10 protein-coding genes are annotated in these 12,703 nt (G+C 72.4%); all 10 read left to right on the plus strand.

Translation table 11 applies throughout. The annotated features are described in order from the left end of the window. Window positions 1-65 precede the first annotated feature (65 nt). The 10 genes from ROZ00_10005 to ROZ00_10050 all read left to right on the plus strand — a co-directional run bounded on the left by ROZ00_10005 (window position 66) and on the right by ROZ00_10050 (window position 12,514). Complete coding sequence (locus tag ROZ00_10005; GenBank protein ID MDT3736549.1) at window positions 66-1,307, plus strand: anion transporter; 1,242 nt, start codon at window positions 66-68, stop codon at window positions 1,305-1,307. After that, a complete protein-coding gene (locus tag ROZ00_10010) occupies window positions 1,304-2,305 on the plus strand; it encodes a sodium:calcium antiporter (protein MDT3736550.1) in 1,002 nt (333 codons plus the stop codon). Before ROZ00_10005 ends, ROZ00_10010 begins: the two co-directional genes overlap by 4 nt. Further along, complete coding sequence (locus ROZ00_10015) at window positions 2,295-4,931, plus strand: cation-translocating P-type ATPase (GenBank protein ID MDT3736551.1); 2,637 nt, start codon at window positions 2,295-2,297, stop codon at window positions 4,929-4,931. Before ROZ00_10010 ends, ROZ00_10015 begins: the two co-directional genes overlap by 11 nt. A gap of 114 nt (window positions 4,932-5,045) precedes the next feature. Next, window positions 5,046-7,844, plus strand: a complete 2,799-nt coding sequence (locus ROZ00_10020) for a monovalent cation/H+ antiporter subunit A (protein ID MDT3736552.1) — start codon at window positions 5,046-5,048, stop codon at window positions 7,842-7,844. Beyond that, a complete protein-coding gene (locus ROZ00_10025; protein ID MDT3736553.1) occupies window positions 7,844-8,185 on the plus strand; it encodes a Na+/H+ antiporter subunit C in 342 nt (113 codons plus the stop codon). The genes ROZ00_10020 and ROZ00_10025 overlap by 1 nt, the downstream gene beginning before the upstream one ends. Continuing rightward, window positions 8,182-9,711 (plus strand): monovalent cation/H+ antiporter subunit D, encoded by a 1,530-nt coding sequence (locus tag ROZ00_10030; GenBank protein MDT3736554.1) that lies wholly within the window; start codon window positions 8,182-8,184, stop codon window positions 9,709-9,711. Before ROZ00_10025 ends, ROZ00_10030 begins: the two co-directional genes overlap by 4 nt. Before the next feature lie 109 nt (window positions 9,712-9,820). Then, the gene (locus tag ROZ00_10035) at window positions 9,821-10,312 is read left to right on the plus strand and encodes a Na+/H+ antiporter subunit E (GenBank protein ID MDT3736555.1); all 492 of its coding nucleotides are present in this window, start codon (window positions 9,821-9,823) and stop codon (window positions 10,310-10,312) included. Further along, entirely contained in the window at window positions 10,306-10,575 is a 270-nt protein-coding gene (locus ROZ00_10040; protein MDT3736556.1) for a K+/H+ antiporter subunit F, read from the plus strand. Before ROZ00_10035 ends, ROZ00_10040 begins: the two co-directional genes overlap by 7 nt. Next, window positions 10,572-10,868, plus strand: coding sequence for a Na+/H+ antiporter subunit G (locus tag ROZ00_10045; GenBank protein ID MDT3736557.1), 297 nt, complete (start codon window positions 10,572-10,574; stop codon window positions 10,866-10,868). Before ROZ00_10040 ends, ROZ00_10045 begins: the two co-directional genes overlap by 4 nt. Next, window positions 10,865-12,514: a Na/Pi symporter gene (locus ROZ00_10050; GenBank protein ID MDT3736558.1), complete on the plus strand. Its 1,650-nt coding sequence runs from the start codon at window positions 10,865-10,867 to the stop codon at window positions 12,512-12,514. The genes ROZ00_10045 and ROZ00_10050 overlap by 4 nt, the downstream gene beginning before the upstream one ends. Window positions 12,515-12,703 lie beyond the last annotated feature (189 nt).

Here is a 12,703-nt window from a genome sequence, read left to right on the forward strand (position 1 = left end):
CGCGGCGCACGGGGCGGGCGCGTTGTAGCATGTCCGCTCGGCGGGACCTTCCACCCCCCTATCGCATGGACAGTGCAACGCTCGTCATTTTCGTCATCGTCTACCTGGGCATGATCCTGGGCGGCCTGCCCTTCCTGCAGATCGACCGCACCGGCATTGCGCTGCTCGGCGCCATCGCGCTGGTCGCGCTGGGAAAAGTCAGTCCCCAGGAGGCGGCGCAGTCGGTGCATCTGCCGACGCTCCTGCTGCTGTTCTCCTTCATGGTGGTCTCGGCGCAGATGCGCCTGGGCGGCTTCTACACGCGGGTCACAAGGCGCATCGCCGCCCTCGAGGCGAGCCCGCCCGCGCTGCTGGCGCTGCTGATCGCCGCCGCGGCGGCGCTCTCGGCGGTGTTCTCCAACGACATCGTCTGCCTGGCCATGGCGCCGGTGCTGGCCGACGCCTGCCTGAAGCGCCGCCTGAATCCCGTGCCGTATCTGCTGGCCTTGGCCTGCGCCGCCAATGTCGGCTCGGCCGCCACGCTGATCGGCAATCCGCAGAACATGCTGATCGGCGAGACGCTGCGCCTGTCCTTCGCCGGCTATGCGCTGGAAGCGGCCGTGCCGGTGCTGACGGGCCTCGCCGCCACCTGGGCCTTCATCGCCCTGCTCTCGCGCGGCCAGTGGGCGCTGGCGGGCGATGCCGTCGCCGTGCCGGAGGCGGAGCGGCGCGAGGCAGACGACGCCGTCTTCGACCCCTGGCAGACGGCCAAGGGCCTGCTCGTCGCCGGCGCCCTGCTCGCCGTCTTCCTGTTCACCGGCCTGCCGCGCGAAGTGGCGGCGCTCACCGGCGCCGGCCTGCTGCTGCTCTCGCGCCGCCTGCACAGCAACAAGATGCTCGGGCTGGTCGACTGGGAGCTGCTGGTGCTGTTCATCGGCCTGTTCGTCGTCAACCACGCCTTCCAGGCGACCGGCCTGGCGGCGCAGGCGATGGCCTGGCTCGAGGCGGCGGGGCTGTCGCTCGCCTCGCCCCCGATGCTGTTCGCCGCGACCTTCGTCGCCTCCAACCTGGTCTCCAACGTGCCGGCGGTGATGCTGCTCCTGCCGGCGGCCGCCGAGCCCTGGTCGGGGCCGCTGCTGGCCCTGGTGAGCACCCTGGCCGGCAACCTGCTCATCGTCGGCTCGATCGCCAACATCATCGTCGTCGATTGCGCGGCGCGGCGCGGCATCCGCATCGACTGGCGCAGCCACGCCCGCATCGGCGTGCCGGTGACGCTGGCCACGCTCGCCATCGCCGCCGCCTGGCTCCTCCTGCGGACCGCCCGATGATCTGGCTCAAGCTCCTCGTCTGCATCGCCGCCATCGGGCTGGCCGGCGCGCGGCTGTCGCGCTACGGCGACGTCATCGCCGAGAAGACCGGCGTGGGCCGCAGCTGGGTCGGCCTGGTCCTGCTCGCCACCGTCACCTCGCTGCCGGAACTGGTGACGGGCATCTCGGCCGTGACGATCGCCGGCGTGCCCGACATCGCCGTCGGCGACGTGCTCGGCAGCTGCGTCTTCAACCTCGCCATCCTCGTCGTCGTCGACTTCCTGCACCCCGCCGAATCCATCTACAGCCGCGCCAGCCGCGGCCACATCCTGTCCGCCGGGTTCGGCATCGTGCTGATCGGTGCGGTCGCCTTCTCGCTGCTGCTGGCCCGGCGCGGGGAGACGCTCGCCATCGGCCACATCGGCGCCTACACCCCGCTGATCGTGGCGCTCTACCTGCTCGCCATCCGCACGCTCTACCAGTACGAGCGGCGCGAAGTCGCCGAATTCGTCGAGGACGTGGCGGAGCGCTACCCGCACATCGGCCTGAGGCGGGCCGCCATCGGTTACATGCTGGCGTCCGGCGTCGTCGTCGCCGCCGGCATCTGGCTGCCCTTCGTCGGCGCCGACATCGCCGTGCAGATGGGCTGGCACGACTCCTTCGTCGGCACGCTGTTCGTCGCCGCCGCCACCTCCGCCCCGGAGATCGCCGTCACCGTCGCCGCCGTGCGCATGGGCGCCCTCGACATGGCGGTGGCCAACCTGCTCGGCAGCAATCTCTTCGACATCCTCATCCTTGCCATCGACGACATCTTTTACGTCGACGGCCCCCTGCTGGCGAGCGTGTCGCAGGCGCACGCCCTGTCCGCCGTGTCCGCCATCATCATGACCGGCATGGCCATTACCGGCCTGTTCTACCGGCCGGCCGGCCCGCTCTGGCGCAGCGTCAGCTGGATCAGCGTGTTCATGCTGGCGCTCTATCTCCTCAACAGCTATATCCTGTTCCTCCATGGCGCCTGAGCACACCCGCCATCCCGCCGGCACGCCGGACTGGCACACCCTGCGCATCGACGCGACCTTGCAGTCGCTGCACGCCGATGCGCGGGGACTGACTTCCGCCGAGGCCGCCGCGCGCCTGGCGCGGCACGGCCCGAACGCCCTGCCGGAAGGCCGCAGCCGTTCCGTCGCGCGCATGCTGCTCGACCAGTTCTCGGACTTCATGATCCTGGTGCTGATCGCCGCGGCGGTGGTCTCCGGCATCGTCGGCGAGCCTTCGGACACCATCGCCATCATCGTCATCGTGCTGCTGAATGCCGTCATCGGCTTCACCCAGGAGTGGCGCGCCGAGCGCGCCATGGCGGCCCTGCGCATGATGGCGGCGCCCTCGGCCCGCGTGCGCCGCGACGGCGCCGTGGCGACCCTGCCGGCCGACGGGCTGGTGCCCGGCGACGTCGTGCTGCTGGAGGCCGGCAACGTGGTGCCGGCCGACCTGCGCCTGATCGAGGCGGCGCAGCTGCGCGTCGCCGAGGCGGCGCTCACCGGGGAGTCGCAGCCGGTCGAAAAGCGCACGGAGGCCCTCGCCGAGGCGCATCTGGCGCTCGGCGACCGCGGCAACATGGCCTGGAAGGGGACGCTGGTCGCCAACGGCCGCGGCACCGGCGTGGTCGTCGCCACCGGGCTCGCCACCGAGCTGGGGCGCATCGCCCGGCTGCTCGAAGGCGCCGAGGAAGTGAAGACGCCGCTGCAGAAGCGCCTGGCCCGCTTCGGCGCACGGCTGGCCTGGGCGGTGCTGGCGATCTGCGCCATCGTCTTCGCCGCCGGCCTGCTGCGCGGCGAGCCGCCGGTATTGATGTTCCTCACCGCCGTCAGCCTCGCCGTGGCGGCGATCCCCGAGGCGCTGCCGGCGGTGGTGGCCATCTCGCTGGCGCTGGGCGCCTCGAAGATGGTGAAGCAGAACGCCCTCATCCGGCGCCTGCCGGCGGTGGAGACGCTCGGCTCGATCACCTACATCTGCTCGGACAAGACCGGCACGCTGACGCAGAACCGCATGCGGGCGGAGGCCTTCTGGGCGGACGGCGAGGACGAGCGCGCCGAGCCCTGGCCGAGCCTGCTGCGCGCCCTGGCGCTGGTCAACGACGCCGCCCCCGCGGCCGACGGCGGCATCGTCGGCGATCCCACCGAAGTGGCGCTGCTGGAGGCGGCGATCGCGCGCGGCGTCGATCTCGCCGCGCTGGAAAGTCAGTCGCCGCGGCACGGCGAGTTTCCCTTCGATTCCGAGCGCAAGCGCATGGCCACCCTGCATGCCGACGGCGCCGGCTTCCTCGCCTGCGTCAAGGGCGCGCCGGAGGCGGTGCTCGATCGCTGCTCCCGGCGGCTGACCGCGCACGGGCCCGAACCGTTCGATGCCGCCGCCGCGCTGGCGCAGGCCGACCGCCTCGCCGCGCGCGGGCTGCGCGTGCTGGCCTTCGCCGAGCGCCGCTTCGACCGCCTGCCGGCGGATGCCGCAGAGGCTGAGAGCGGCCTCACCTTCCTCGGCCTGGTCGGCCTGATGGACCCGCCGCGCGACGAGGCGGCGCAGGCCGTCGACGAATGCCAGGCGGCCGGCATCGTGCCGGTGATGATCACCGGCGACCATCCGGCCACGGCACGCGCCATCGCCGAGCGGCTCGGCATCCTCGACCGGGGCGGGCGCGTCGTCAGCGGCGTCGAGCTGGCCGCGCTTTCCGACGCGGACTTCGCCGCGCAGGTGAAGGACATCCGCGTCTATGCCCGCGTCGATCCGGAGCAGAAGATCCGCATCGTCCAGGCGCTGCAGGCGGCCGGCGAGTTCGCCGCCATGACCGGCGACGGCGTGAACGACGCGCCGGCGCTCAAGCGCGCCGACATCGGCGTGGCGATGGGCAAGGGCGGCACCGACGTCGCGCGCGAGGCGGCGCACATGGTGCTGCTCGACGACAACTTCGCCTCCATCGTGCATGCGGTGCGCGAGGGGCGGCGCATCTTCGACAACATCCGCAAGTTCATCAAGTACACGATGACCAGCAACTCGGGCGAGATCTGGACCATCTTCCTCGCCCCCTTCCTCGGCCTGCCGATCCCGCTGCTGCCGATCCACATCCTGTGGATCAACCTCGTCACCGACGGCCTGCCCGGGCTGGCGCTCGCCGCCGAGCGCGCCGAACGCAACGTCATGCAGCGGCCGCCGCGCGCGCCGACGGAAAGCATCTTCGCCCACGGCATGTGGCAGCACATCGTCTGGGTCGGCCTCACCATGGGCGGGGTGTGCCTGCTGCTGCAGGCCTGGTCGATCCACCACAGCGGCGCGCACTGGCAGACGATGGTGTTCACCGTGCTGTGCCTGTCGCAGCTCGGCCATGCGCTGGCCATCCGCTCCGAGCGCGACTCGACCTTCCGCCTCGGCTTCTGGTCGAACCCGCTGCTGATGGCCACGGTGGTGTTCACCCTCGGCCTGCAGCTGGCGACGATCTACGTGCCGGCGCTCAATCCGGTCTTCAAGACCGAGCCGCTCGACTGGGACGAGCTGGCGATCTGCCTGCTCCTGTCGACCGCGGTGTTCTTCGCCGTCGAGGCGGAAAAGTGGCTGGTGCGGCGCGGCCTCCTCTACCGCGGCAGCCCGCTGCGATAGGCGGGGCATTCTTCGCTTTTCCCGAAGGGCAGCCGCAGGTTTTCCTGAGCGGCTTGCCCCTGCGCACCGCCTCGGCGAGAATGGGCTTGCCCCGACAAGAAGACGCCACGACCGGTGACCGATTCGAGCCTCCTGTTCCTCGCCCTCGCCGCCGCCTTCGCCGGCGTGCCGCTGCCGCTCCTCGCCGCCCGCTTCGGCCGCGCCGCGGCGGCCTGGGCCTGCGCCGGCACGATGGCGCTGTGCCTGGCGTTGCTCGCGCCGCTGCTGCCGCCGGTGTTCGCCGGCGCAACGGTCGTCGCGCGCCTCGCCTGGCTGCCGGCGCACGGCCTCGACCTCGCCCTGCGCCTGGACGGCCTCGGCATGCTCTTCGCGCTGCTCATCCTCGGCATCGGCCTGCTGGTGGTGCTCTACGCCCACTACTACCTGCCGGTGGCCGACCGGCTCGGCCGCTTCTTCAGCCTGCTGACGCTGTTCATGGCGGCCATGCTCGGCGTCGCCCTGTCGGAAAACCTGCTGCTGCTGGTGGTGTTCTGGGAGATCACCAGCCTGGCTTCCTTCCTGCTCATCGCCTACAAGCGCGAGCTGCACGACTCGCGCATCGCCGCGCGCATGGCGCTGGCGGTGACCGGCGCCGGCGGGCTGGCGCTGCTCGCCGGCGTGCTGCTGCTCGGCCACATCGCCGGCAGCTTCGAGCTGTCGACGGTGCTGGCCGCCGGCGAGCGCATCCGCGGCCACGCCCTCTACGTGCCGATGCTGCTGCTGGTGCTCCTCGGCGCCTTCACCAAGTCGGCGCAGTTCCCCTTCCACTTCTGGCTGCCCAACGCCATGGCGGCGCCGACGCCGGTGTCGGCCTACCTGCATTCGGCGACCATGGTGAAGGCCGGCGTCTTCCTGCTGGCGCGGCTGCATCCGGCGCTCTCCGGCACCGACGCGTGGTTCTACATCGTCGGCGGCGTCGGCGCGACGACGCTGGTGTATTCGGCCTGGGTGGCGCTGTTCCGCCACGACCTGAAGGGCCTGCTGGCCTATTCCACCACCAGCCACCTCGGCCTGATCACCCTGCTGTTCGGCCTCGACACGCCGCTGTCGGTAGTCGCCGGCGTCTTCCACATCATCAACCACGCCATCTTCAAGGCCTCGCTGTTCATGGCCGCCGGCATCGTCGACCACGAGTGCGGCACGCGCGACATGCGCAAGGTGAACGGCCTCTTCCGCATCATGCCCATCACCGCCACCCTGGCCATCGTCGCCGCCGGCGCCATGGCCGGCGTGCCGCTCGCCAACGGCTTCCTCAGCAAGGAGATGTTCTTCGCCGAAACCATCGGCCACCCGGCCTTCGAGGAAGTCGGCTGGCTGCTGCCGCTGTTCGCCACCCTGGCCGGCGTGCTGGCGGTGGCCTACTCCTCGCGCTTCATCCACGACGTCTTCTTCAACGGCGCGCCCATCGACCTGCCGCGCCAGCCGCACGAGCCGCCGCGCTGGCTGCGCGCGCCGATCGAGGTGCTGGTGGTGGCCTGCCTACTGGTCGGCATCTTCCCGGAGTGGAGCGTGGCGCCGCTGCTCGGGGCGGCGGCGGGCGCGGTGCTGCAGGGGCCGCTGCCGGAATTCCGGCTGGCGTTGTGGCACGGTTTCAATACCCCCTTCGCCATGAGCCTGGCGGCGCTGGCCGGCGGCGTGCTGGTCTATGCCCTGCGGCGGCCGCTGTTCGCCCTCTACGAGCGCCTGCCCTCGCTGCACGCGCGCATCGCCTTCGAGCGCTTCTACGAGCGGCTGGCGGCTTTCGCCCGCACTGCCGTCGGCATGGCGGACAACGGCTCGCTGCAGCGCTACGCCATGCTCTTCGTCGCCTTCGCCCTGGCGCTCGGCGGCTGGGCCTGGCACTCGGCGCCGGCGCGGCGCGGCGAGACGGTCGTCATGCTGCCGGCCGACGCCGCCGGCCTGTGGGCGCTGGCGGCGCTGGCGCTCGCCGCCGTCGGCGCGACCGTGCTGCACCGGCGCCGGCTCACCGCCATCGTGCTGATGAGCGTCGTCGGCCTGATCGTGGCGCTCACCTTCGAGCGCTTCTCGGCACCCGACCTGGCGCTGACCCAGCTCGCGGTGGAAGTCGTCACCATCGTCCTGCTGCTGCTCGCCCTGCACTACCTGCCGCAGCAGCCGCCGCCGGAGCGCGGCCGCGCGCGGCTGGCGCGCGATGCGCTGCTCGCGGCGGCCGCCGGCCTGGGCTTCGGCGCCGCCGCCTGGGCGCTGCTGACCTCGCCCTTCGACACCGTGTCGGCCTATTTCCTCGAGCAGTCCGTGCCCGGCGGCGGCGGGACCAACGTGGTGAACGTCATCCTGGTGGACTTCCGCGGCTTCGACACCCTGGGCGAGATCACCGTGCTGGCGATGGTCGGTCTGGCCGCGCATGCGCTGCTCGACCGGCTGGTGCTCGTCGCGCCGGCGCACGACGCCGACGGCCGCCCGTGGAGCGGCGAGCGCCACCCGCTGTTCCTGCAGATGCTGATGCGCCCGCTGCTGCCGCTGGCGCTGGCGGTCTCCGCCTTCCTCTTCCTGCGCGGGCACAACCTGCCGGGCGGCGGCTTCGTCGCCGGGCTGGTGACCGGCGTCGCCCTGATCCTGCAATACCTCGCCGCCGGCATCGACTTCGCCCGGCCGCGCCTGCCGCGGCGCACCCCGCAACTGCTCGCGCTCGGCCTGGCGCTGGCCGCCGGCACCGGCGCGGCGAGCTGGCTCTTCGGCCGGCCCTTCCTCACCAGCGCCCACGGCCGCCTCGGCCTGCCGCTGATCGGCGAGGTGGAGATCGCCTCGGCGCTGCTGTTCGACCTCGGCGTCTACCTCGTCGTCGTCGCCACCGTGCTGATGGCGCTGGCCGAACTCGGCCGCCTGTCGCGCCGCGACGCGGAGGCCGCCTGATGGAAGCGCTGCTCGCCATCGCCATCGGCACGCTGACCGCCTGCGGCGTCTTCCTGCTGCTGCGCGCGCGCACCTTCGCCGTGGTGCTGGGACTGACTTTGCTCTCCTACGCGGTGAACCTGTTCCTCTTCGCCAGCGGCCGCCTGATGCCCGGCGCGCCGCCGCTGATCCGCGACGGCGCCTTCTACACCGACCCGCTGCCGCAGGCGCTGGTGCTCACCGCCATCGTCATCGGCTTCGGCATGACCGCCTACCTCGTCATGCTGGCGCTGCGCGCGCTGGCCGAATCCGGCGACGACCACGTCGACGCGAAAGGACCGGGGAGGGAGGATTCGCAGTGATCCAGCACGCCCCGATCCTGCCGATCCTGATTCCCTTCGCCGCGGCGCTGGTGCTGCTGGCCGGCACCGGCCGCGGGCTCGCCTTCCAGCGCGGCACGGGCCTCGCCGCGGCCCTCACCGGCATCGCCGCCGCCGCCTGGCTGACGCTGCTGGCCGACCGCGGCGACATCCTCGTCTACGCCCTCGGCGACTGGCCGGCGCCCTTCGGCATCGTGCTGGCGGTGGATCGCCTCGCCGCCGGCATGACGCTGCTGACGGCGCTGCTCGCCGCCGTCAGCCTGCTGCATGCCAGCCACGGCTTCGACGCCCGCGGCCGGCATTTTCATCCGCTCTTCCAGCTGCAGATCGTCGGCCTGCAGGGCGCCTTCCTCACCGGCGACCTGTTCAACCTGTTCGTCTTCTTCGAGGTGATGCTGCTCGCCTCGTATGCGCTGCTGGCCCACGGCGGCGGCCTCGCCCGCACCCGCGCCGGGCTCGCCTACGTCGTGCTCAACCTCGCCGGCTCGGCGCTGTTCCTCATCGCGCTGGGCCTGCTCTATGGCACGCTGGGCACGCTCAACCTGGCCGACGTGGCGCTGCGCCTGCAGGGCACCGGGCACGATCCCGCCCTGGCGCGGCTCGCCGCCGCGCTGCTCGTCGCCGTCTTCGCGCTGAAGGCGGCGCTGCTGCCGCTCTCCTTCTGGCTGCCGACGAGCTACGCCGCCGCCGGCGCGCCGGTAGCGGCGCTCTTCGCCCTCATGACCAAGGTCGGCATCGTCGCCCTCCTGCGCGTGCAGGTCGTGGCCTTCGCCCCGGCGGCGGCCACCGCCGACCTCCTCGCCGGCTGGCTGACGCCGCTGGCGCTGGCCACGGTGCTCTTCGCCGCCCTCGGCGCGCTCGCCGCCGGACGGCTGCGCGAGCTCGCCGCCTGGCTGGTGCTCGGCTCCGCCGGCATCCTGCTGGCCGTGCCTGCGCTGGCCGGCGCCGACCTCACCGCGGCGGCGCTGTATTACCTCGTCCAGTCCACCTTCGCCGGCGCCGCCTTCTTCCTGCTGGCGGAGCGCATCGCCGAACGGCGCGGCGACGCCTCCGACGCCTTCCTGCCGGGACCGGCGCTGGCGGCGCCGTGGCTGGCGCTGGGCTTTTTCCTGGCGGCGGCGACGGTCTCCGGGCTGCCGCCCTTCTCCGGCTTCATCGGCAAGCTGATGCTGCTCGAAGCGTTCCGCCCGACCCCCGCCGCCGTCGCCGTGTGGAGCGTGCTGCTGACGGCGGGCTTCCTCTTCATGGCGTCGCTGGCGCGCAACGGCAGCCGCCTGTTCTGGGAGCGCAAGCCGGACCTGCCGGCGCCGGCTGCCGGACCCGTCGGCTGGCAGCGGGCGACGGCCATCGTCCTGCTCGTCGCCGCCGGCCCGCTGCTGGCGCTGTTCGCGCGGCCGGTGGCGGATTACGCCGCGCGCGCCGCCGCCCAGCTGCACGCGCCGAAGGCCTACATCGGCACCGTGCTGGGCAAGGACGTCCGCTCGATCTGGCGGCAGAGGCGGCCATGAGCGCCCCGCACGGCCGCCCGAAGGGGCGCAAGCCACAACAAGGAGCCGCGCAGCGGCGAACCGCCGTCACCCCCTCCCGCGGGGAGGGGGCTGGGGGGAGGGAAGTCCAATGATACGAAGGCTGCTCCCGCATCCGGCCCTGTCCGCCGCCATCTTCCTGCTCTGGGCGGCGCTGAGCAACGCGGCGTCCGTCGGCGCGCTCGCCGTCGGCACGCTGCTCGCCGTGCTGCTGCCGGCGGTCACGCGGCCGTTCTGGCCGGACGCGCCGCGCCTGCGGCGCCCCGGCCTCGCCCTGCGGCTCGCCGCGCGGGTGGCCCTCGACATCGTCGTCGCCAACGCGGCGGTGGCGCGCCGCGTCCTCGGCCCGATCGCGAACCTTCAGCCGGCCTTCGTCGAGGTGCCGCTGGACCTGCGCGACCCCTTCGCCGCGACCATCCTCGCCAGCATCGTTTCGCTGACGCCGGGAACGGTCTCCATCGACGTCGATCAAACCCGCTGGGTGCTCTCGCTGCATGCCCTCGACGCACCCGACCCGCAGGCGCTCGTCGCCGCCATCAAGGCGCGCTACGAAGCGCCGCTGAAGGAGGTCTTCGCATGCTGAACTTCGCCATCGAAACCGGCTTCGTCCTCATCGGACTGGCCATGACGCTGAACCTGTGGCGCCTCGTGCGCGGCCCGGACGCCACCGACCGCATCCTCGCGCTCGACACCCTGACCATCAACGCCATCGCCCTGCTGGTGCTGTTCGGCGTGCGCGCCGGCAGCAGCGCCTATTTCGAGGCGGCGCTGATCCTCGCCGTGATGGGCTTCGTCGGCACCGTGGCGCTGGCCAAGTTCCTGCTGCGCGGAGACATCATCGAATGAACCCTGCCATCGAAGCCATCGTCTCCGCGCTGATCCTGCTCGGCGCCGCCTTCGCCCTGCTCGGCTCGATCGGGCTGGCGCGGCTGCCGGATTTCTTCACGCGGCTGCACGGCCCGACCAAGGCCACCACGCTCGGCGTCGGCGCCATGGTGCTGGCCTCGTCCCTGTACTTCAGCACGACGGCGCCGGGGCTCAGCCTGCACGAGATCGCCGTGCTGGTGTTCCTCTTCATCTCCGCGCCGGTCTCCGCCCACGTGCTGGCCAAGGCGGCGCTGCACCGGAAGAAGCCGTGAACTGGCTCGCCGTGCTCGGCGGACTGGCCGGCGGCGTCGGCCTGTTCCTGCTCGGCATGGGGCTGATGACCGACGGCCTCAAGCTCGCCGCCGGCCCGGCGCTCGAGCGCACCCTCGCCCGCTCGACGCAGACGCGGCTGCGCGGGCTCGTCTCGGGCGCGCTGGTCACCATCCTCGTGCAATCCTCCAGCGCCGTCACCGTCGCCACCATCGGCTTCGTCAACGCCGGCCTGCTCAGCCTCGGCCAGTCGCTGTGGGTGCTGTTCGGCGCCAACGTCGGCACCACCATGACCGGCTGGCTGGTCGCCCTGGTCGGCCTGAAGTTCGACATCGCGCTGCTGGCGCTGCCGCTGATCGGCCTCGGCATGCTGCTGCGCCTGACGGGGGAAGGCAGCCGGCGCGGTGCGCTCGGCACCGCCATCGCCGGCTTCGGCGTGCTGTTCCTCGGCATCGACCTGCTCAAGGACGCCTTCTCCGGCGTCGCCGCCGATTTCACGCTGCCGCACTGGGACGGCCCGCTCGGCGTCCTCGCCCTGGTGCTGGTCGGCGTCCTGATGACGGTGCTGATGCAGGCCTCCGCCGCCGCCCTCGTGCTGGCCTTCACCGCCGCCCAGGGCGGCATGCTCGGCGTCGACGCCGCCGCGGCGGTGGTCATCGGCGCCAACGTCGGCACCACCGTGACGGCGGTCATCGCCACCGTCGGCGCCACCTCGAACGCGAAGCGGGCGGCGGCGGCGCACGTCCTCTTCAACGTCCTCACCGCCGCCGTCGCCCTGCTGCTGCTGCCCTGGCTGCTCGCCGCGCTCGGCATGCTGCGCGCGGCGCTCGGGCTCGACTCGGCGCCGGCCGCCAAGCTGGCGCTGTTCCACACTGCCTTCAACCTGCTCGGCGTGGCGCTGATCTGGCCGCTGACCGGATGGCTGACCGGTTTCCTCGAGGCCCGCTTCCGCAGCGCCGAGGAAGACGAGGCGCGGCCGCGCCATCTCGACCGGACCGTGCTGGCGGTGCCGGCCCTGGCGCTCGACGCGCTCGGCCAGGAAGTGCGGCGCATGGGCGGCATCGCCCTGCGCATGGCGCGCACCGCCGCGGCCGGCGCCGGCGGCGACCGCGCGGCGCTGGCGCGCGACGAGCGGATCGTCGACCGCCTCAACCTGGCCATCGCCGACTTCATCGCCCGCCTCTCCCGCGCCACCCTGTCGCAGGACAGCGCCGCGCGCCTGCCGCAGATCCTGCGCGTGGCCCGCTACTACGAGACGGCGGCGGACCAGGCGCAGGAAGCCGTCGCCGCCGCCGCCGAGTCGGCACCCGGCGATTTCCCCGCCGGCCACGAGGACTTCCGGCGGCAGGCCGAGGCCCTCTTCGCCCGCTGCGATCCGGACGCTCCGCACGCCTCGCCCGCCGAGATCGATGCCGCCCTCGACGGCTTCGAGGCCGACTACCAGAACCTCAAGGCCGAACTGCTGGAGGCCGGCGCGCAGGACCGCCTCGCCGTGGCCGACATGGACGCACGCCTGCGCGCCGCCAGCGCCCTGCGCCGCGCCGCGCAGCAGATCGCCAAGGCCGCGCGCATGCTGGCGGGCGGCGCCGTCCCCGCCCACGACCCCGCCCCCGCCATGGACAAGACCGAGCGGAACGCCCCGCACTGAAGCCGGAACGGGCTGACGCAAAAGTCAGTCTCCGGAATACGGCGGGGATGCGGCCAGGGACGGGATTTGAGTTGAGGTGACGAACGTCTCAAGCTCGGCCGGAGCGAACCTTTGCACGCTACTGCCGAACGGCAGCTCACAACCCGAAACGGACTATCAATGTTAAAAATCACCGGCCTGCGCGGCTCT

It is taken from the genome of Denitratisoma sp. (assembly GCA_032027165.1).
Taxonomy (GTDB): domain Bacteria; phylum Pseudomonadota; class Gammaproteobacteria; order Burkholderiales; family Rhodocyclaceae; genus Desulfobacillus.